Annotated in this window: 19 protein-coding genes; 11 read left to right on the forward strand and 8 right to left on the reverse strand. The window is 40.1% G+C overall.

Translation table 11 applies throughout. From position 1 onward, the window contains the following. Positions 1-185: 185 nt before the first annotated feature. Positions 186-2,636, forward strand: a complete 2,451-nt coding sequence (locus F597_RS0115665; RefSeq protein ID WP_026327523.1) for a TonB-dependent receptor — start codon at positions 186-188, stop codon at positions 2,634-2,636. Between the two features lie 26 nt (positions 2,637-2,662). Here F597_RS0115665 and F597_RS0115670 read toward each other — a convergent pair whose 3' ends face one another. The 4 genes from F597_RS0115670 to F597_RS0115685 form a co-directional block, all read right to left on the reverse strand. Then, a complete protein-coding gene (locus tag F597_RS0115670; protein ID WP_019540706.1) occupies positions 2,663-3,709 on the reverse strand; it encodes a DUF2891 domain-containing protein in 1,047 nt (348 codons plus the stop codon). A gap of 162 nt (positions 3,710-3,871) precedes the next feature. Continuing rightward, a complete protein-coding gene (locus F597_RS0115675; RefSeq protein WP_019540707.1) occupies positions 3,872-4,210 on the reverse strand; it encodes an antibiotic biosynthesis monooxygenase family protein in 339 nt (112 codons plus the stop codon). Positions 4,211-4,244: 34 nt separating this feature from the next. Continuing rightward, positions 4,245-4,469, reverse strand: coding sequence for a hypothetical protein (locus F597_RS0115680; protein WP_157279187.1), 225 nt, complete (start codon positions 4,467-4,469; stop codon positions 4,245-4,247). A 210-nt stretch (positions 4,470-4,679) separates the two neighbouring features. Next, positions 4,680-5,045 (reverse strand): winged helix-turn-helix transcriptional regulator, encoded by a 366-nt coding sequence (locus tag F597_RS0115685; RefSeq protein ID WP_019540709.1) that lies wholly within the window; start codon positions 5,043-5,045, stop codon positions 4,680-4,682. A 146-nt stretch (positions 5,046-5,191) separates the two neighbouring features. Between F597_RS0115685 and F597_RS0115690 the strand changes: the two genes are divergently transcribed. The 3 genes from F597_RS0115690 (at position 5,192) to F597_RS0115700 (ending at position 8,746) form a co-directional block, all read left to right on the forward strand. After that, the gene (locus F597_RS0115690) at positions 5,192-5,824 is read left to right on the forward strand and encodes an NAD(P)H-dependent oxidoreductase (protein ID WP_019540710.1); all 633 of its coding nucleotides are present in this window, start codon (positions 5,192-5,194) and stop codon (positions 5,822-5,824) included. 19 nt (positions 5,825-5,843) lie between these two features. Further along, on the forward strand, positions 5,844-6,758 hold the full coding sequence (locus tag F597_RS0115695) for a VOC family protein (RefSeq protein ID WP_019540711.1): 915 nt from the start codon (positions 5,844-5,846) through the stop codon (positions 6,756-6,758). 191 nt (positions 6,759-6,949) lie between these two features. Then, positions 6,950-8,746, forward strand: coding sequence for an SWIM zinc finger family protein (locus F597_RS0115700; protein WP_019540712.1), 1,797 nt, complete (start codon positions 6,950-6,952; stop codon positions 8,744-8,746). An 850-nt stretch (positions 8,747-9,596) separates the two neighbouring features. Here F597_RS0115700 and F597_RS23150 read toward each other — a convergent pair. Further along, positions 9,597-9,827 carry a DUF7713 domain-containing protein gene (locus F597_RS23150; RefSeq protein ID WP_019540715.1) on the reverse strand — a complete coding sequence of 77 codons (231 nt, stop codon included), beginning with the start codon at positions 9,825-9,827 and terminating at the stop codon, positions 9,597-9,599. A 64-nt stretch (positions 9,828-9,891) separates the two neighbouring features. Here F597_RS23150 and F597_RS0115720 point away from each other — a divergent pair, with 64 nt between their 5' ends. Continuing rightward, positions 9,892-11,238, forward strand: coding sequence for an ATP-binding protein (locus F597_RS0115720; RefSeq protein ID WP_019540716.1), 1,347 nt, complete (start codon positions 9,892-9,894; stop codon positions 11,236-11,238). Positions 11,239-11,427: 189 nt separating this feature from the next. Here F597_RS0115720 and F597_RS0115725 read toward each other — a convergent pair whose 3' ends face one another. From F597_RS0115725 to F597_RS0115735, 3 genes are read right to left on the reverse strand one after another with little or no spacing between them, the layout of a single operon-like run. Further along, a complete protein-coding gene (locus F597_RS0115725; protein ID WP_019540717.1) occupies positions 11,428-12,120 on the reverse strand; it encodes a LytR/AlgR family response regulator transcription factor in 693 nt (230 codons plus the stop codon). A 1-nt stretch (position 12,121) separates the two neighbouring features. Further along, complete coding sequence (locus tag F597_RS21030) at positions 12,122-13,162, reverse strand: sensor histidine kinase (RefSeq protein ID WP_157279189.1); 1,041 nt, start codon at positions 13,160-13,162, stop codon at positions 12,122-12,124. Between the two features lie 5 nt (positions 13,163-13,167). Further along, positions 13,168-15,606, reverse strand: a complete 2,439-nt coding sequence (locus F597_RS0115735) for a TonB-dependent receptor domain-containing protein (RefSeq protein ID WP_019540719.1) — start codon at positions 15,604-15,606, stop codon at positions 13,168-13,170. Between the two features lie 323 nt (positions 15,607-15,929). Between F597_RS0115735 and F597_RS21035 the strand changes: the two genes are divergently transcribed. The 6 genes from F597_RS21035 to F597_RS23155 form a co-directional block, all read left to right on the forward strand. Then, the gene (locus F597_RS21035) at positions 15,930-16,613 is read left to right on the forward strand and encodes an ATP-binding protein (protein WP_019540720.1); all 684 of its coding nucleotides are present in this window, start codon (positions 15,930-15,932) and stop codon (positions 16,611-16,613) included. Positions 16,614-17,218: 605 nt separating this feature from the next. Further along, on the forward strand, positions 17,219-18,031 hold the full coding sequence (locus F597_RS0115745; protein WP_019540721.1) for a type IV toxin-antitoxin system AbiEi family antitoxin domain-containing protein: 813 nt from the start codon (positions 17,219-17,221) through the stop codon (positions 18,029-18,031). A 141-nt stretch (positions 18,032-18,172) separates the two neighbouring features. Further along, on the forward strand, positions 18,173-18,724 hold the full coding sequence (locus F597_RS0115755) for a hypothetical protein (RefSeq protein WP_169337990.1): 552 nt from the start codon (positions 18,173-18,175) through the stop codon (positions 18,722-18,724). 421 nt (positions 18,725-19,145) lie between these two features. Further along, entirely contained in the window at positions 19,146-20,648 is a 1,503-nt protein-coding gene (locus tag F597_RS0115760) for an RNA-binding domain-containing protein (protein WP_026327525.1), read from the forward strand. 64 nt (positions 20,649-20,712) lie between these two features. Next, positions 20,713-21,705, forward strand: a complete 993-nt coding sequence (locus tag F597_RS0115765; RefSeq protein WP_019540725.1) for a hypothetical protein — start codon at positions 20,713-20,715, stop codon at positions 21,703-21,705. Between the two features lie 631 nt (positions 21,706-22,336). Further along, positions 22,337-22,456 (forward strand): helix-turn-helix domain-containing protein (locus tag F597_RS23155; RefSeq protein WP_425413906.1); only part of this gene is annotated, 120 nt, incomplete at its 3' end.

The raw sequence follows: 22,456 nt of genomic DNA on the forward strand, positions 1-22,456 counted from the left end.
TTTTTTTACAAAAGTAAGAATTTTCTGAGATTCGTTCTTAAAAACATCCGGATTTACAGCCGTGATAATTTCGTCTACACCGATATTTTTTTCGTTTTAACGGAAAAAGCGGTTTGTCGAACGTCGATATGCTGCAATTTTGCAAGAGCAAAGATATATTTTAGGTAAAATCAATCAGAAATAGAATGAAAATATTTTTACTATCCTTTTCGATGTTATTTTATTTTCTGTCCCTTTCGGCTAATCAGGGAAGCGTCCGCGGAAAAGTAGTGGATGCCGGAACACGGGAAAATTTATCCTATGCCACGGTCAGCGTTGAGAACGCCAGTACCAATGCCCTGGTCGGAGGCGTACCGACCGACGAAAGCGGTGAATTCAGGATTGATAACATAGAAAACGGCACTTACATTCTCCGCATTTCCATGATCGGTTTTACGACGCTGGAAAGAGAATTCACCATATCGGCTTCCCGGCCGGACGTCAATTTCCGGACCCTCCAACTCTCCGAAGATGTGCAGATGCTTGATGAAGTGGTTATTGAAGGCATACAATCCCAGATGAGGTTCGAAATAGACCGGCGGGTGTTCAATGTCGCTCAGAACATCGCATCCACCGGAGGTTCCGCCAGCGACGTGCTGGCAAATATCCCCTCGGTGGAAGTCGATCCCGAAGGGGAGATCTCTTTACGCGGAAATGCCAGTGTCACCATCTGGATAAACGGCAAAGCCTCCGGCCTGTCGGCAGATAACCGCGCCCAGGTGCTGGAACAACTGCCGGCGGAAAGCATCGAACGGGTGGAACTGATCACGAATCCTTCTGCCAGATATAATCCGGAAGGTACTGCCGGGATCATCAATATCATCCTGAAACAGGATCGCAAAGCCGGATATTACGGCAGTATACAGGCAGGGGCAGACAGCCGCAACGGCTATAACATGAGCGGTAACATCAATTACAGCAGCGGAAAGTTCGAATCTTACCTGAATATCGGTCACCGTGTGCGCGAAAGGGAAGGGAGGGGGTATACGTACCGCAATTATACGGACGATGCCGGAAATGTACATTCATACCTTAACCAGATCAGGGGCGACGAAGAGCGTGAATGGCCTTATTTCGGCCGTGCCGGAATTACGTATCATCTCACGACAAAGGACCATTTCAGTATCAATACATTCGGATTGCTTGATTTTGAAAAGGAAGACGACAGCATGGATTACAGCAGCAACGTCCCGGGTTCATTTGTCCGGAGCTTCCGGCTTTCGGAGAATGAAAACAACATGAAGATGGGAAATGTGGAATTCAATTACAGAAGGGATTTCAGTGAGAAGAGCAATCTTGACCTGACTGTTTCTCACCATGCAATGGATCGTGAGGAAAGATCCCGGTTTACCCAGCAGTCCGAGTTTGCCGACGGAAGTGAGAGCAGTTCCTACCAGTTCCAGCATCAGGATAATAAATCGAGGTCATGGGAGATACAACTCGACTATGTCACCGAATTCGGGCAGCAGAACAAGGTCGAAGCCGGTTACAAGGGAGATCTGTCGCGGACAGAAAGCCCGGTGGAAACCGTTTCGGGAGCCACCGAAGAATCCGCTGTGTTCGATGAGGACCTTTACAATTTTTTCCGGTATAACCAGGATGTGCATGCACTGTACGCCACCTACTCGAAACGAATCGGTAACTTCGGATTCCAGACGGGATTAAGAGGCGAATATACCCGGATGGATACCAAATCCCTGGCATACGGGGAAACGGAAGACAATGTAGCTCCTTATGAGGATGATTACCTGAGCCTTTATCCCAGCGCTTTCCTATCCTACACATTACCCGGAAATAACGAACTCCAGTTGAATTACACCCGAAGGGTCTCCCGCCCCCGCAGAGGGCAGTTGAACCCTTTCATGAACGTGATGGATTCGACCAATATCACGTACGGTAACCCGTATCTGACACCGCAATATTCCAATGCGCTGGAGCTGAATTATATCAAAAGCTGGGATAATCACATGTTATCCACTTCGCTGTATTACCGGAATACGGACGATGTGATCCAGCGGATCAACTATCTGAACGCCGATAACATCATGATGAGTACGCACGCGAATGTCGCAAAAACACAGTCTGCCGGCGTGGAGTTCATTGTCAAGAACAGCCTGTTCCGTATCCTGGATCTCACGTCCACCCTTAATCTCTATTACAACAGTATTTCAGGGTTTAGCTATCTTCCTACCGGAGCACAAGATCCGGTAACGGGTGAGGCTGATGACGATTTTTCCTGGAACGGGCGCATCGTAGCCAATGCCGCCCTGCCGTACGACATCACCATGCAGGTTACGGGAAATTATAATTCCAGGCAGATCATCTCACAGGGATACACGAAGCCGAACGGATCGGTCGATATCGGTTTCCGGAAATCATTCCTCAACCGGGCATTGCATCTGACACTCAACGGACGGGATATTTTTGAGACCCGGAGAAGGGTTACGGTCACTTCCGGCGCCGGATTCCAGCAGGAAAATATGTTCAGGGTCTCGGGAAGAACCATCGGTCTGACCCTTACTTATTCTTTCGGCAATATGAACGGCAACCGGAATAATGATCGCCAGCAGCCAATGATGGACGACGAAGAATTCTGATGAACTTTGTTCCGATTCTCATAGGACTATTTATTCATTAATGCATAAAGCGCAAAAGAGCCCAACCAATGGCTGCCCATATAATCATCATCAGTTATATTATCCAGTGAATAGTTGAGGTGATTGTCCGCTATCGTTCTCAGATATTCCAGTTCGGGCAGTTTTTTCGCAATACTGTAGAAACATGTCGCTCTGCTGAAATTTAATCCGTCGAGATGAACCAGATGTCCATCCGTACGATCCGAAACTTTACCGGGCTCCAGTGAGAAACCGGGATCAGACATCTCCGGCAGGAAATTCTTCAGCCATACACGGTATTCCTCTGTATCCAATACTTTACTCATCAGCAAGGCCTCTTCAAGGCAAGGGGAAAGAAAATCACTGCCGCCGGGCTCATAAGAGAGGTTACAGTTCAGGTCGTTTCCATACAATCTTATTGCATGCGCTGTGATCAGTTGTTCAAACTCTTTATCGCCTGTACACCGGGCATAATCGATAGATAAAGAGAGCCCGAAAGCAGTATTCTCATGTTGTCCGGTGCGGATAGGGTAGTAGAGCTTCGGCAGATATTCTTTATATTTGTCCACGAGTATGTCTGCTAAAGGCTTTAGCGTTTGACCCCACCGTTGGGCATCGGGGTCATCCCATGAGAGCAATTCGCTTTGTAGTTGAAACAACCATGCCCATCCATAGGTGCGCTCAAAGTTCCGGTTGTTATAATCCTCAAAAAAAGCCGATTCTACAAATACATTTTCCAGTGTTATATTCCTGTTCAGAATGGCCCTTACTTCTCCTGAGTTATCCAGTTGAGGATAATCCTTCAATAATTTTACAATGGACCAATAGCTGTGTACCGCTGAATGCCAGTCGAAACAGCCATAGAATACAGGACGCAACTCTTTCGGATTTTTCAGTTCATCCGTACTGCCTAATACCTGTCCCAGCTTATTGGGATATTCAATCTCTATACAATGGACAGGCAGCCTGAATATTTTTTCTGCCTGTTGCAGATCCAGCGTTTGGGCATTGATATATCCGCAAAATAATAAGAAAACAAAGAAAAACTTTTTCATATAACTAAAACTATTTATTTTCTATTTCAAAGGATCTGAAAAAAATCTTCCAACTCTCATTTGCATGTCATTGCCAGAAAAAGGAGTTGAAAGATTCTGAGGTTTTGATTGTTGCATCCCGTTTCGGTAACACGGATGGGATGTTTACAAGCTGTTTTATTACTATTCAGCGGCGAAGGTTGCGATAAGTTCAAATTCTTCAAAAGTCATATTCAGGTCTTTACGGTTTATAGGTTCTTTCCCCATTTCTTTCCTGAGTTTATGCTTGTCGATATGCGATTGTGAATGCTCTTTGCTGGCGTGCCACTTTTCCTGAGACTCTTTATCTTTCCAGTAAATAAGCACTTTTATGATATCAAAATCGTCCGCCTCTTTGTTGACCAATATTTCGCGGCGGATAAAGCCTTCTGCTTTGTTAGCCCTGGAAGGGAGCAATAAATCCTCTATTACAGCGTCCGAAATATTTTTCGCCACTTTCATATTACGTGAAATTACATACATAACTGTGAATTTTAAAATGTTTATTACTACAAGACTATTTATTGCGCACAAGCGTATCCAGCAATGTTTTCAGATTATACCAGCAGGTATTTTCCTTATTGATTGTCTGAACCAGAATATCCTGTTCGTTCATGGGAACTCCTAAAATCCTGAAGATATCAAAAACTTCCCGTTCCGCCACGTTCACACAATATAGCCTTTTCTCATGTTCAGCATGTTTCCTGCAATTATCGCATGCTGAATTTAAATGACTGACCATCACCATAATTTTTATTGTTCTTCCTTAAACATCCATCTCCTTGCGGAGTATATCAATTAAAAAATAAAATTACTTCCTTGCGATGTAGGATGCAATACCCTAAAATAATGATTTTTCAGTAGTAAATTAATCTGTTTTGGGGATAACAGGTATACTACTTAACACCTTTATCCATATCGTAAGAATGAACAATAGTATGGCAGGAATAGTTTACACTGCCTTTCCTACTGTATTTTCCCGATGTTCCAATCCCCATTCCACCATTACGTCCAACACTTTGGTCAGGGATTGGCCGGATCTTGTCAGTTCATACTCCACCGTAACAGGAACCGTATCGTAAACCGTTCTTGTCACAATGCCGTTCACTTCCAGATCCCTCAACTCTTTAGACAACATCCGCGGAGTGATCCTGGGGATGTTCCTTTCCAGCTCCTTGAAGCGTTTTTTGCCGAAAAGCAATGCCCCGATGATGGGTAACTTCCATTTGCCACTGACAACATTCATCGTGTCATTGATTGCCAATACATAGCTGCCTGCACATTGCTTTGCTTTATTCAGTCCAATCGAATGATTCATATATGCCTGATCTCTTTGATACTATACTAAAGTATATCAATATACATAAGTATAGTAGTTACTATTATATAGCAAATATAGCTAAATTTGCACCATCAAAAACTATTTTATCAATAAAAATTGCAACAATATCAAATTAAAAAAGTATGTCATTAATAAATAACTTGAACTGGCGTTATGCCACAAAGAAAATGAACGGGCAGACCGTTCAGAAAGAAAAACTCGATTACATTTTGGAAGCGGCAAGACTTGCTCCTTCATCATCAGGATTACAGCCTTACAGGATTTTTGTGATCAGCGACAGGAAGGTTCTTGAAAAAATAAAAGAGGCCGCTTTTAACCAAAGCCAGATAACAGATTGTTCCCATCTGATCGTTTGGGCTGCCTGGGACAGCTATTCATCAGAAAAGATCGGGGATGTGATGGTAAAGACATCAAGGGAACGTGGGTTGCCTGATAATGCATCGGAAGAGTATGGCCAATCGCTTTGGAGTAATTATCAATCTCTGGGCGAAGAATGGCATAAGAATCACGCTGCCAAACAAGCCTATATATCATTCGGATTAGCGATTGCGGCGGCAGCGGAGCAACAGGTCGATGCCACGCCTATGGAAGGTTTTGACTCTGTTAAGCTGGACGAAATTCTCGGGCTTGAAGCCTTAGGGTTAAAGAGTGTCGTTATCTTGCCTGTCGGCTATAGGGATGAACAACACGATTGGCTCGTAAACCTCAAGAAAGTACGCACACCAAAAGAAGAATTTATCACAGTAATTGATTAATCCATAAAATAACAAGTGTATGGCAGCTCCGGACTCATGGGTCAAAAGTAGGAATCATTTCCTTGCGGATAGGACAAAAGATAGTATGAAATTCGGGGCTGTCCACTTGGAAGTAACCCATAAGGAAAAATCACTTTGGTTTTACAGGGATATTATCGGGTTACAGTTACGGAAAGAGAACGGGTATCTGGAAATGGGTACCGATACCGAAACACTGGTCGTACTGCACCCAACGGCAAAACTCCCCAAAAAGCAGAGGTATAGCGGACTTTACCACTTTGCAATTCATCTGCAATCCGAGGCAGAGTTTGCCCGTGTGCTTGCCCGGCTTATTTCCAACCGATATCCGGTTTCACCGACAGACCATACTATTTCCAAAGCAATCTATCTTGACGATCCGGACGGGATTACGGTGGAAATAACGTTTGAAACCCCCGGACGATTCTCCCAATATATTGCAAAGAACGGAAGACTGCTTTCCCTTGACACAGACGGGACAGAGAGGCTTGCATCCGCACCGCTTGACGTAGGCTCCTTAATGCAAATCGTCCCCCATGACGGCATACAAAAGCCATTACCCGTTGATACCGTTATCGGGCATATTCACTTATACGTCGGCGATCTTCAAAAAGCAAACGAATTCTATAAAAAAATCGGCTTTGAAGAACATTATTTTGTTCCCCGGATGAAATTTGCCGATTTGAGCGCGGGAGGTATTTTCAAACACAGAATGGCGATCAATACCTGGCAGGGGCCGCATGCACCACAGCCGCCGGACAGTACGGCAAGGATGAAGCATTTCACAATTAAATATGTTTCGGAGAACGGCTTGAAATCGGCATTGGCAAATGTGCCGGAGTTCGAAAAAACGGATGAAGGCTACGTTGTATCTGATCCGTCGGGTATCAGGATAATTCTGACAACTGAGGACTGATGAGAACTGATTGGATTTGATTAAATGCGATTTATGATTACCACCTCTACCTTACTTTTCCCGCTTTGTTGCTTGTCCCTGTTTCAATAGATCGTCATTTAAGGTAAATCCAGAAGAGGGTAATCATTATTTTTTATTAAATAGTTGTAAAAATACAACTATATTTGTGTGGTCATTAAAACAATCATTCCATGAAAATATGGAAAGTGAAAGAAATGATTGAATTTCTCATTTTTGCCAATCAGGCTGGAAAAAATATGAAAATATCACTATCCGAATTTGAACATCAAATAGATGAAATTATCCTGAAACGAGGCCTCCAATATTATAAGGAAGGACATGTCAGCCATATAGAAGAGCTTGGTACGGGAGAGTACGAAGCTTTGGTTGAAGGATCGGAGGATTACACAGTCAATCTGACTATACGAAATGGGATCGTAGAAGATTATAGGTGCGATTGCCCGTATGATATGGGACCGGTATGCAAGCATATAGCAGCAACTCTTTTTTATTTACAAAAGGATTATATCGATATTGACAATATACCGGTGGCAAAGAAAAAAATATCCGTCACAAGTTCTCAACCGAAGAAGGAAACCATACCCGAACAAATAGAAAGAATCTTGACGGCCTTGTCGGATAATGATTTAAAAGATTTTATCCGGCAGACTTGTAAAAGCGACAAAGAATTCAGGCTCCGATTCCTTACAAAATTTGCCTATATGAATGGTCCGGCAGCGGCATCCAAAGAGTTTTATAAAGGCCGGATTCAAAACCTGGCCGATGTTTATTCAGGTCGGTATGGTTTTATTGCATATCGTGAAGCGGGAGAATTCAGTAGGGCTGTGTCTGAGATGTTGGATGATGTCAGGAGGGATATTGAAAGCAAAAAATACAAAAATGCTTTATCTGTTATTTTTGCTATATTGGAAGAGGTAACTCCCGTCCTGAATTCAGCTGATGACAGTGGTGGTTATATCGGAGGCTGTATTGAAGAGGCTATCGGGCTCCTTGACACGCTTGTTGATGAAAATATGGATGAATCATTGCGTATTGATATTTTTAATCAACTTGTCACTACCTATGGGAGTGGAAAGTTAGACGGTTGGGACTGGAAATTTGATCTGATATCCTTTGCGATCCGTCTGTTGAAAACTTCTCAGGAGAAGGAACAAATCAAAGCAATTATAAATAAGATCAAACCAACCGGAAAAAGCTGGGACTGGGATTACAGGAAGGCACAGGAATTGATGCAGGAACTGTTGTTAAAAACGGAAAGCGAAGAGGCCGTTATACAATATTTGAAAGAAAATATTTCCAATCCCGATTTCAGGGAAAAGCTGATCGGGGAAGCAATAAGGGTAAAAGATTATCAATATGCGCTTGAATTAACGCATGACGGCATCGTAAAAGACGGAAACGAGTTCGTCGGATTAGCCGACAAATGGCGGGAATACCAATTGGATATCTACCGAAAGCTAGGTGACAATGAAAATACAATTCGCCTGGCCCGCTATTTCGTAATGAATAGGAATGGATACTCCCAATCGTTGAAATATTACTATGACCTGTTAAAAAAGACAATCCCTGCTGGCTCATGGGATAAATACCTTGAAAATATGATTGCTGAGATTTTCAAAAAAGGGGAGTGGGTGGATTATGAAAAGCTAGCTTCTTTCTATATCTGGGAAGAATATTGGGAACGGTATCTATCCCTGTTGCAGAAAAATACCTCCTTATCCCGGATAGAAGCAGCGGAAAAACATTTGGGGACTTTATATCCGGAGCAACTGGTAACTCTTTATGACACTCAACTCCGGTCTTTTGTTGAGAATAATATAGGACGGTCGCACTATAAAGATGCGTGCCGTTATATGCGGAGAATGAAAAAATTAGGCGGCAGCCAGATAGTTGATAAACTGATCCGGGATCTGAGGATCCAATATAAGAACAGGAGAGCATTGCTTGAAGAATTAACTAAAGTATAGTCAATTGCCGGTTATCCCTTTGCACCTTACACAATGAAATAGTAAAACCTAAATTTTATTCTCTTTGACGAGCGTCTCTATCTCTTGTATTATTTCACTGGCCCGTTGCCTATTAAGTCCCACCTTTGCTGCGGTAGCCATCATATCACTGACAGTCGGTTCTCCATTATTATGAATGGTTGTCGTATGGAACCCGTTAAATCCGTTACCCTGTAAGTCGAAGACTAAAATCTGTAACTATTTCACTAAAATACAGGGACAATTTGATGGAAAGCGTATCCACTTGCTATTGCTGAAAGGCAAATATGGGTATTGACTTATGAGAAACATTGCCGCGGAATGATAATTGCCACTTTTGCCTTTCTTTGGTGAAATATATCTTATTCCTGGAAAATTAAATCTGGCAGCATATGCCCTTATCTACAGCTCTACTTTTACATTTTCTTGGAGAATTATCTCCTGTTTCTGGAGAATTATCTCCTGTTTCTGGAGAATTAAATCCAGATGCATAATCCTCTATGTATTCAACAACCGAAAGCCATCACGTTGAGTGTACGACTTCAACGGATAATATGGACAAGTTTTGTCAGGCGATCTGTGCGTTTTCCAATGATGTTTCGGGTAGCGTATCAACTCTTTTCCCCATCCGTGGAATGGAGTAAATTCGTTGGCACGGGTAATTGAACCAATGATTTCGTCAGTGTTTCTTTGTAGAAAATCACTTATTGTATTTCGATAGTAATAATTCATCAGATCCGATTTTGATTTTATCAGTTCAAAACAACCTCTTTCCCCTGTCACCCGGTTTTTGATAATAAAGCATTTGTCAAAAATATAATCTTAGGTGTTGCTAACAATCAGTGATGTCATCAAACTGCATTGTGAATTTGAATCCTTCAAAGGCGCGGAAGGTTCGGAATTGCTCCAAAGTGAGTTTATATCCATCCACTTCGAAATATTCTCCCAGAAACCGGCCCTTCATTATGTTGTTTCGGATAGAAAGTTCCCCGTACGAATCATCTTCCATTGATTTGGTGGTAATCGGCAAAACATATATAAAACATTTAGTGTATACCGGCATTTTGGGTATTAAAATTTGGTGGAATTTATTATTAGGATTATATTTGCTAATAAAATTGTGGACAATGGAGTATAATATGATTTATTTCAAGAGAAAAATGTACAACACCATATTAAAATGGAAATCCGAACGTACTGGTGATACCGCTTTACTGATACAAGGAGCAAGACGTGTTGGTAAATCTACAATAGCAGAGGAATTTGCTCGTAATGAGTATAAATCATACATATTGATAGACTTTTCAAAAGTATCCAGGGAGGTAAGTGATTTATTCAATGATGTTTCAGATTTGAATTATCTGTTCCTTAGATTACAATTCATTTATCAAGTACAATTACACGAAAGGGAATCGGTAATTATCTTTGATGAAGTACAGTTGCAACCATTGGCAAGGCAAGCTATCAAGCATTTGGTGAAAGATCATCGATATGATTATATTGAGACCGGCTCATTAATATCTGTCAGATCAAAGAGTCGTAATATAATTATTCCCAGTGAAGAGACAAAAGTGAATATGTACCCTATGGATTATGAAGAATTCAGATGGGCACTTGGTGATACCACAACCATTCCATTATTGCGTACTGCTTTTGAAAAGAAGATGCCATTAGGGGATACGGTTCATCGTAGACTTATGCGGGACTTTCGTCTGTATATGCTTGTAGGAGGAATGCCACAAGCCGTTGCGGCATATATTAAAACAAATAATTTTTCAGCTGTAGATTTAGCGAAACGAGATATCATTGCTCTATATGGAGAAGATTTTGGAAAAATGGATGACTCAGGAAGAGCGAAAGCGATGTATGATGCGATTCCTGCTCAGCTAAGCAAGAATACATTACGCTACCAGGTAGGAAAAGCTATTCCTGATGAGAAGGTGGGAAGGGTAATAAATATCGTAAAAGTTATGGAGGATTCTATGACTACTAACGTTGTATACCATTCTGATGACCCCAATGCAGGTTTAGCTCTGACGAAAAATGAAGAATACTTTAAGATGTACGTATCAGATACAGGTTTGTTTGTTACACTTGCATTTATGGATAGCGATTTTACAGAAAATATTATTTACGATAAGTTACTTAACGATAAACTTAGTACTAACTTAGGATATGTCTACGAGAATGTCATCGCCCAGATGCTCAAGGCAACAGGGAAGAATTTATTCTATCATACAATTCCTTATGCCGAAGGTAAGAAGTATTATGAGATCGATTTTGTCATACCCGATAAACACAAAATATCTCCCATTGAGGTGAAATCCTCAGGGTACAAGTCTCACAAATCGTTAGACGAGTTCTGCATTAAATTTTCCGACCGTATAATGAATAAGTACTTGATTTATACAAAGGATTATAAGAGAGAAAATGGTGTTGATTATATTCCGGTTTACATGACAATGTTCTTGTAGTAGTCTGTAAGTACCGTATTTGTTTGTGTGCTTTTTGCAGTAAAGGACTCATGATTAGTAAATAAGTTGCAGATAATCTGTATTTTAGTGATAAGGGTTTCTCCATCTTTTTTAAAAAGACCCTTCATTTACTACTTACACACTTCAGGGGATAGTGTCGTTATTTTATGGTTTGATGCACCATCTTCTTTATCTACACGACAATAGTATATCGAACACCCGATCTCTCAAATTACGGGCGACAGTGATTTTATACTGACCAATAACCAATGTATTGCCATCAATACCCTGCACGTGATGCGTATTGACAATATAAGAACGGTGCACTTGCAAAAAGTTTTTCTGCGGTAGGATATCAAGTAATTGTTTCAATGCCATCCGAACTACTTCTTTTGAGCCTGCTGTATGAATCAAAACATAATTTTCCATGCTCTCAATGAACAGGATGTCATTCAAGACCACCTTCTTTAATTGCTTATCTGTTCTTACAAAAATATGCTTCTGGTCATCAACATGTTGCTCTTGCCCAATCAGGTTATGCACCTTATTGACAGCTTTCAGAAAACGGTCAAACGAAATAGGCTTTAAAAGATAGTCGACCACATCTAACTCATATCCATCTATTGCATAACGATCATACGCGGAGGTGATAATCACTTTAGGAGGATTACGGAGACTCGACAATAGCTGGAGGCCGGACATATAAGGCATCTCAATATCCAGAAAGAGCAAGTCCGGCTGTACGGTCTTCAACATATTATTCAGTTGAATAGCATCTTCGCACTCACCGACTAAAGTCAGAAAGTCAATTTTATCCACGTATTCGGTCAGTCCGGCACGGGCAGTTGGTTCATCATCTGTTATAATGCATTTTATTTCCATATCAATCCTTTTCCAGTTTAATCCGTAATTCGGCCGAATATGTATTTACTGTCTGAGTCAGCTTTAATTCGTATGCGGAGGAGTACAAAAGTTCCAGCCTCCTTTTCAGATTCTCAATGCCTATGCCTTCTTTTCTTTTTTCTTCATCCTTCAGGTCGGCGATTGAATTTTCCAACGTAAAACAGATCGCTTCTCCTTCGAGCTTAAAGGATAACCAAATCCGATACTCCCCTCCTACATATTTAAAGGCATTCTCCAGAAGAGGCTGGAACAGTAAGGGATGTATCTTCTGTTCGGACAATAAAGAATCGTAATCGGCTTGCAGTTGCAGGCGTTTGCTGACTCGCTGCTTCTGAAAACTAATATAAGATTGTATAAAGCTGATTTCCTCTCCGACCGTTACAATCTTGTTCACATTGTACAACTGATAGCGTAACAGTTCGGACAATAGCTCAATACTTTTACGGGCTTCCTCTTCCTTTGTCTGGAAATAAATCGTATTTAAAGCATTAAACAGAAAATGAGGATGATATTGGGCTTTCAGGTATTTGAGTTCGGTGTCTAAGTTTTCATTCCGAACCTTCTCCAACAGCAAGGCTTGTTCAATGAAATTACTGTTTATCATATCGCTCCGTACCATGGAATAATAAAGTAGAGCAATCGGAATACATATTACATTGGCAATCATGTAATCAATAATCCCATTACCCATATAGAGAACGCCGATACGCTCTCCAATAAACATCACCACATTTAGCCCGACAAATAGCGAGATGAACATTTTAAGGTATTCATTTTGAAACAAACCGCATTTCGGTATATCATATTTCTTGTTCTGAAACCGAAGGCGCCAGATAATATCAAAAGCATAACATATACCGATTACAACCAACTGCGACACAATATGCTGACTAAGAGAACCGGTCCAGAAACCTTCGTTCTTGGTCAGGTCGGTAACTGCCCGGAGTGCGTTAAACATCACGACGCCAAGGAAGAAGGGCATCACCCACCGGAAAAAGGTATCTTTCTTTATTATATTCATCAGTATCACAAATTTAATCTTTTGCTTTCTTCTAACCTATTGTTTTGTCGTGAATCTTTTGTTGCACTTCCTGAATTGAAGCGCCAGATAAATAACACGCCTGCCATCCTGGTATCCGTTTTCTCCTTGTACCAGCCTTTTGTTGATCCAACCAAATCAATATGCACACGGTTTGTCGCAAAGATATCATCAATACTGAACTGAACAGAGGCCTTGTTCTTAAATATGTTTTTTCTGACTCCGGCTGAAACCTGGCCAAGAGGATGTACGCGTGCCTGTCCTTCTGCCATCCGTCCGTTGTAAAAGCCTGTTATCTCTGCTGTCCACCCATAGGGTAAACTCATTTGATTACTAACATGTACCATAGGTGTCAGAGCCTCATTGACTTCTTCCGTGTCGTTTAACGCCCAATTAAACCGGTTGTATGTCAATGTCCCGTTTACATGTATTGTCCACCAGAAAAAAGGCTTCATATTATTCAAAGACAAACGAACCCGATAGGCATGGTTTGTCTGCAAATTTTTCGGGGTAACAATAATAAGTTGATTTTCTTTTATGATATAACTCTTGGCTATAGGGTTTGTCCGACGGCTGTATTGAAGGTTAAGCCCATATTGTTGTCTGAAGAAATATGACAATTCAAAATTGTCGGAGAACTCGGGTTTGAGTTCTGTATTTCCCTGTTCACGTGTATAGGTGTCATTTATTTCAGTAAAAGGATTTAGATCCCTGTAATTTGGTCGGTTAATGCGGCGACCATACATGAATGATAATAAATGATTTTTGGATAATTTATATTGAGTAATCAGATTGGGAAACAGATTTGTGTAGTGATTTGAAAAAAGCGAATCTCCTTTTTCGGTTAAGTCTGTTTGCCGGCTTTTAACATTCGTATTCTCTAAACGTAATCCGGCATCAACAGATAAAGACGGCAAAATAGTCGTTTTCAATTTTACATAAGCCGCATTGATGTTTTCATCATAAAAGAAACTATTGCTCAACTGTGTATTATTCATCCATTCATCGTCATAGTAGTTCCTATACAATGCTGTACTGCCAATAGAGATAAAGGCTGTTTTCGCACCTGCATCTAAAGTTGTCCGTTCGGAAAGTGGATAGGTAATATTTGTTTGTCCGGTGTTAATATCAATATCGCCATCCATATTTCCGGTTAGTAAATCGTTGTCCATACTTGTGGAAGATGTTTCAAAACGACTACTTTGCGATTGGTTATTTTCTCTTCCAAAACGCTGGAAATCGAAAGAAACATCCCATTTTCCTTTTTCTCTGAAAGCATATAGCAAGCTTGTTCCACCGGTAAAATTCGAATGTTTAACCTTTAACACATTCCCTGTTATTCGTAATGAATCCTCAGTTGATGAAGAAATAAAAAACCTCGAATCAGTAGTTTCATGCTTTCCCCACTCGTACCAGTTTGCCGTAACGTAAGCATCTAATGTGATTCGGTCAGACAATTCATAGCCTGCTCCACTACGTATAAAATGAGATTTATGGCGCATTTGCCGGTCGGCGGTCATTCGTAATGTCAATATATCCGACTCTTGACTTTCAGTCAGGGGATAATATCTCTCTGAAACCATATCCATATAGTTCTTGCCCCAATTATAGGAATAGTCTGTATAGAAATTCAACCTGTTCCCACGCATGGAGAAGTTTATGCTTTCATATCCTTTTGCGCGCTTTCCTTGTTGATAATTAGAATAGAGCGAAAGATTAACTCCCTGTATCTTCACTTTCTTGGTCTGAATATTGATCAAACCCGAATTACCGGACGCATCGTAACGGGAAGACGGATGTGTGGTCAGTGCAATCTTGTCCACCGAAGTGGACGGAATAGCCCTGAGCAGGTTCGCCAGATTTTCCCCGGACAAATAAGTTAGTTTATCGTCTATCAGCACATTCACTCCCGCTTGCCCGTACAAATAGATAGAACCGTCCTCACGCACCAGGACACCGGGAATATTCTTCAGCACATCAAACGCACTGCTCTTGGAGGCCGCCAGCAAAGAAGAAATATTAACAACCGTTTTCCCTGCCTCCAGTTCTATCTGTTTTTTCTCAGCCGTGACCACCACATCGGGCAACATATGCACATCTTCTTCCATAACTACTGGCGGGAGGATCTGCTTCTTCCCTCCTTCAATCAATATTGGCCTCATTTGTTTTACATAACCCAACATGGCTATTTCCAACAAATAGCGACCGCGCGGTACATCAAGGAAGTTATATTTACCGGACAAATCCGTCACCGTACCAGAGACATACGAAGAATCAGCAGCATTCAATAATAACAAAGTAGCATTTTCCTGCGCCACACCCTTATTGTCCTCTACAACGCCCGACAATACAACCTGACCGGTCTGAGCATTAAGCCTCAGAAAAACAACAAAACAGAGCGTAAAAATCAAAATTATTCGTTTCATCTTTTTTTAGACAAAACTATATTCCGAAGTCAGCGAGGCAAAATTATTGTGATGAACGGTAGTTTTTCATTGACGAATGATCAGAAACAAGATACATCAACAAAAAAATGAAAATATCAAAATATCAAAATAAACTCTAATAAAACTCTGACGGATCTAACTGAGTTCCCCTAACGAATCTAAAGAAACTCCAAAGATCGAGTAGCCTACGGGTAAATCCTGAGTGTGCCAGATTTAAAGGAACAAGCTCGGAAGAATTTATCGATCAAAAGAGTATTATCTCCAATATAGCCATACAAGCGGAAGAGGCTTATAATTTTATATTGCGCCATATAAACAGAGGAGCCGTTGTTGAAGGTGTTTATACGGTATCTCGTTGGGAATATCCTGTCAAAGCCATAAGGGAAACAATAAGAAATGCTGTTGTCCATAGGCAATATGCGCTCACAGGTAAGGATATTAAGGTCGCTGTTTATGATGATATGGTGGAGATAACCAGTCCGGGTCTTTTGCCTCCCTCGATCGATTATTCAGCAATGGAGAGCCGGCAAAGTGATGTCATTAATAAGATCATAGCCCCGGTTTTCAAACGGATGGGAATTATCGACCAATGGGGTAACGGATTAAAGCTTATAGCCGATGAATTAAAGGAATATCCCCGAATCGAATTCCGGTGGAGAGAAGTAGGTTTATCCTTTCAGGTACAGTTTATAAAGCTTGATCATATCAAGGAACAAGAGTTAGGGCAAGAGTTAGGGCAAGAGTTGTCCAATAGTACCATGTACTCTGAAATACTTCGGAAAATAATGAATGTTCCTCTTTCCCGTAAAGATATTTCAGAAGCTTTTGGGAAGAAACAAGTCTCGGGTTATTTAAACAGGACATTATCAAAACTGATTGAAGACAAACTTATTGAATATACAATTCCGGATAATAAAAATCATCCTGATCAGAGGTTCAGGATTACAAAACGTGGAGCGGTTTTTTTAGAATTATTGAAGAAATGAGTATCTGTGTAAGCACCCTTGTAGAGCATACAAGAAGTCCGATTGTTTCCCAATTCGATTTGCTGGTCCACCAAGGGATAATTACCTTGGACCACTTGATAAAAGGAATCAAAAAGGGAAAGTCATAAAGAAGGGTCCATTGTTTAAGATTAATGTAGTTTACGAAAATGCTGATATTCATACTCTGAGTATAAATGTAGGGGTATTTATAAACTAAAATCTTTCTAAGAATCGCATGAGTTGAGTGGGCAACTTGATATAATGGGATCCTCCTTCCGTAAGTCATTACAATGAAGAGTATTTCATTGGTCTCGACCATAAACTGACATTGCATATAAGGAAAGAACCGTCTGATATCCATGAATCTATTAATCAGCGGTTGATTTCATGGATCGGGCAGGCGGTTGACCGTAGGACTTCATGCCGAACTGCTGAATAATCACATTAAGTTCGCGATAATATACTAATATGGTATATTTGTACGGTTAGAACGTTATATTTTGTTTCTGTTAAAAAAAAAATGGAGAGTAGAAATAAAGATCATATTATTCGCGATAATACACATAAAATGTATATTTTTGCAGTTGAAACGTAATTCTGATTGAATGGAAAAAGAGCAGACAATAAGGGATTGGATACTCAATTTACCTAAAAGAGGGAAAATAACCTTTTCCCTTGATGAGGTGGATGCCTCTTTTCCGCAAATAACAGAAAACAATAAACGTGTTTCCCTCTGGAGGATGGTAGAAGCAGGAAAGATACAATCCGTATGGAAAAGGTTCTATGTAGTTATTCCTGTGGAATATGAATTGAAAGGAACTGTTCCTCCTGTTGTTTACATAGATCAGTTAATGACTTATTTACAAAGAGAGTATTATATCGGGTTATTAAATGCCGCTGCTTTTCATGGTGCATCTCATCAACAGACACAGGAATTAACAGTCATAACAGACAAAGGCAATTACCGGGATAAACATAAAAATGGGGTTAAGATCAATTTCGTTGGAAAAAAAAGCATTCCGAAAACATATATACAACAAAAAACGACAAAGACCGGAGTCATAAATATATCCAATCCGGAATTAACCGCTATGGATTTGATTTTTTACCAATATGAAATCGGAGGATTAAGCAGAGCGGCCACTGTTCTGAATGAGTTAGCTGAAGAACTGGACTTTGGAAAGGTAAAGAACGATTTTTTTATTCTGTTCACCTCAACAATAGTACAACGTTTAGGCTATATTCTGGATGAGATCCTTGTTTATAAGGAAATTGCAGGAACGTTGCGGGAAAAAGCATTGCAGGCTGGGTTGTCATTCAGAAAAGCAGACCTTAAACCGGAAAATGACAGTACGCATGCATCATATAATAAACAGTGGAAATTAGTAATCAATGAAGAAATAGAAATAGACGAATGATACCTGAATTAGCTATCACAGAATGGAGAAGTGTTGTGCCCTGGATTGATGTTAAGCAGGTTGAACAGGATTTGATTATATGCAGAGCTATAGTGATATCACAACTCACAAATCATGCGCCGATCCGATTTTTTAAAGAATATGGAGCGTATCGAAAAGATACGCTCAATTGAAGCCTCATCACAGGAAATACCCTCCATGGACATATACGCTCCTCTGCTGGAGGAGTTGTTCACCCTGCCTTCGGAGGATTGGGAACTGGATGAAACAACGAACAACATTGAAGATGTGGTGGAAATTGCCACATCCCTGTACGGACAGAAACGATACGGTGATGCGCTTAGTTTGCTTACACGGTTGATTGTCACCCTTAACAATCACTTTGAACAGGATAGATGGTATTCGATGTTTGACGATTTTAACAGTATGGACTACAGCGACGCCCGCGATGATATGATGGACCTGTTCGAAAAATTGCTTCAGGACAAGACGCTGCCCTTATCGCTTACAGCTCCTGTTTTACAAACACTCAAGGTGGTTTCCCACGATAATGTCCTGGCAAATTACACAAGCTGGGATATCAGTCTCCTGTTAAACCCGCAAGATAAGGATCAAGACAAGAATATTCATCAAGATAGTCCGGATGCCCGGCTCCGTTATCTGCGTAGCTTGCGTAAAGAAGATAGGCAATAGGGAGATTCCGACAATGAGAACAAAAACAATTTTTGATATAACATAATGACGATAAACTATCCGATCTTACTTATAATAATTCAGGCGGTAGGCATGCTGCATATTGCATTGAAGCGATGGATTGTTCTTTAATTATTTGTAAAATTTCTTCCTGGATATTTTCTGGATGTTCCAACAGTTTTTCCTTTAATAAAAAAGATCAGGGAATAGTTAAGGGATTAACTGAGGATTTAAATGATGTAAATGAAGCTTACTTAACCTCTTTGATTTGGTGAAAAATAAACATATCAATTAAGATCAACTGGAATGTACGGGTTTTTCCATAGAATTGTTGAGTTAATTGTTCTCTATCGTTGGAAAATCTGTAAATTTGAGGTATAAAATTTTACTTTTCATTGAAAGTAAGAACACTAAGTAAAAGATGCTCACACAAACTCAACTCCGACATATCCTTTCCGATACCGAAAGTCATCACGTTGAGCGTACGACTTCAACGGATAATATGGACAAGTTTTGTCAGGCGATCTGTGCATTTTCCAATGATGTTTCGGGTAGCGGTAAGAATGGATATCTGATTATCGGTGCATATAACAACGGAAAATTATCGGGCTTGAAAGTAGATGACAGGCTGTTGTTACAAATTGCCAATATCCGTACCGATGGTAATATTTTACCGCAACCGGTCATGACAGTTGAAAAGTTTAGTTTTGATGATGGCGATGTATTGGTAGCTGAAGTCCAACCGTCGGAATTTCCGCCTGTGCGTTATCGTGGACGTGTTTGGGTGCGGGTTGGTCCCCGCAAGAGCATGGCCACCGAGGCCGAAGTAAAAATACTGACCGAACGTCGTTTGTCAAATATACACACATTCGATGCAATGCCGTGTCTGGGGACGACCATCAACGATTTAGATGTAAAACTAATCAAAAAGGAGTTCCTCCCCAAAGCCGTTGCTGAAGATGTGCTTGCTGAAGATAAGCGAAGTATCGAAGAACAACTTGCATCGCTCGGATTTTACGATTTGCGTTACGACTGTCCTACTAATGGAGCCATCGTCCTTTTCGGAACGAATCCCGAACGCTATTTGCCCGGGTGCTATATTCAGTATGTTCGTTTCAAAGGGAATGATCGGGCCGGAGATATTATCAACGAACATAAATTCAGTGGGAATCTTTGTGTGGTATTGCCAAAGATCGATACGTTTATCGAAACAAGTATATCACAGAAACGTCCTATTCCGGTGAGCGTGTTACGTGAGGAAACGTTCTCCAAATATCCTTACTGGGCTACACGTGAGTTGCTTATGAATTCAATCATGCACCGCGACCATGAAGCCAATGGGCCTGTGCAATTCTATGAATATGACGATCGTATCGAAGTACAAAACCCCGGTGGATTATATGGAAAAGTGACGCCGGAAAACTTTCCCAATGTCAGCGATTACCGTAATCCTTTTATTGCAGAGGCGATGAAAGTGCTGGGATATGTGAATCGTTTCAGTCGGGGCGTTTATCGCGTACAGAAGGAGTTGGAAGAAAACGGAAACGGAAAAGCATTTTTCGATTTTTCCCTGGTAACTGCGTTCAGGGTAGTGGAAAATGTATCGAAAAGGTATTTAGAGGAAGGGTTTGGAGTAGAGATCACCAAAGAAAAGCCAGTAAAAAAACAAGAAGAACTGTTGGAACATCCAAGAAACATCCAAGAAACGTCCAAGAAACATCCAAGAAACATCCAAGAAAAAATTTTACAAGCAATAAAAAATAATCCATCTATAACTCGAAAAGAATTAGAAATTCAATTGGGTTATTCTCACGGGAGTATTAAATATCACATTCAAGTAATGTCCGATGCTGGTATTATAAAACACATTGGATCAACTAAATCCGGAAAATGGATTATTCTATGGAATATGATGAACACATGATTCTTTCTCTATTGTTGTTTATTATGACTAAGATCAATCTATTATTAATATTTAATAAGAAATTATGACTGATAGTATTTTATATTATCCTTATATAAGCCTCCCCGAAAATCTGTGGACTTATCGAGCTCTTCTTTACTTTGATAATTTAGGCGTAATTGTACCGAATGACTATTTATACAATCCGGAGAAACATACAAAACAAATGCGTGATCTAATTCATGCTAATTTAGTTCAACAAATTGATCCTATAGGTTTCACATACGGACTTGAAAATTTTACAATTGGTTTTTTAGAAGAGCTATTATCATCAAAAAGACGTATAGATAGTAAACAGAGAAATTTCAGGAATGGACACTATACAAGAATTCACGTTGAAAAATTTGATAATGGATTAATGAATGTACTTGAAGAGTTAGGACTGGCAAAACGAAGTCAAGATTGGGCATGGTACCATGTCGAACCGAAGACAGCATTTATGCTTATGACATACTTGGCAACTATTATTGCCATTCAGGATAATAGGGTACCAGTCACTGATAGATTGACAAAAGAGGTTAGATTTAAGCCTATTAGAAAACAAGATATGGAGAAACTACAATTGAGGGATAAGATTTTACAGGATATTTTACCTCTACCATCGGAGTTAAATATTGGGAAACTTGAAAATTTTAAAGGAAAATATCATTCAGAATTATCAAGATTTAGAAGAAAAGTAGAATCTCTTATAATTGAACTGAATCAGTACAAAGGTCACATTGAAGATTTTGAAGAGTTGTATAAAATAAGAATTGAAGAAATTACTGATAGAAAAGAGTTTCTGGCTAGCCAAATGAAAAAGCCTGGTTTTGGAAAAATTGTGTTTGGTTCAATTTTTCCACTTTCCGCATCCGGAATGGCAATTATTAATTCTCCAGAGAATAATTTACTTTGGTTAATTCCATCTCTTGTGTCAACTGCATACTCTGTTGTCACCGCATATCGACAAAACGAAATATTAAGAAAAGAAGATTTTCGATATTTAGCATTGATCGATAAAAAATTATCGAGTCGGTAACAAATGACTGTAATCAGTCAAAAAAATAGATTGTCCATTATTCTCGGAATATATACTCCCAAAAGTTGGACTCTTTCCCGTTACCTTTAAGAAATTTCAGCTCGGAATGAACGCATTGAAACAGATAAGTGTAAGTCTTCGCTAAAATGAACCTTCCCTTTATCCTCCAAAATGTGAATTGTCTCCATCGCTGCATATTCCGAATCAGTGAGATTAGGTGAGATATAAACACTCCAGTCGGAAAAAGTTGCATCTATTGCGTGAAGCCACTCAGAGATACCCGCTTCTCCGGTATTAATTTCTTGTCCACCTCCCACTAAACAAATAATGACAGCCCAATCTTTATGATAGATTATTTATAAGCTATTGGGCTTATAATGGTGGTTTATAAGTGTTTTGGCGTATAAGTTGCAAATATAAGTTTAATACCAATAGTCACTAAAACGAGTATTTTATCGGAGGCTTTGTAATCAGTAACTTCGCATGTACAATTTTCGGCAAGATTGAATGTACAGAAATTGGCAATATGCAATGTACATAAAAAGGGTTAAAGAAGAGTCTTCATATATTTGTAATTCACGAAAATACAAACACTATGAAGACTCAGATACATGACCTTAGAAAGGTACGTATGTGGTACGAAGTTAAAGAACTTTCCAGTAATCCGGGCAATTCGGACAGTAAAATTGCAAAAAAGTTGGGTGTTGATCGCAGAACTGTTTCCAGGTACAAGAAGATGAGTGAAGAAGAG

Origin of the sequence: Proteiniphilum acetatigenes DSM 18083 (assembly GCF_000380985.1) — a bacterium.
Lineage (GTDB): Bacteria > Bacteroidota > Bacteroidia > Bacteroidales > Dysgonomonadaceae > Proteiniphilum > Proteiniphilum acetatigenes.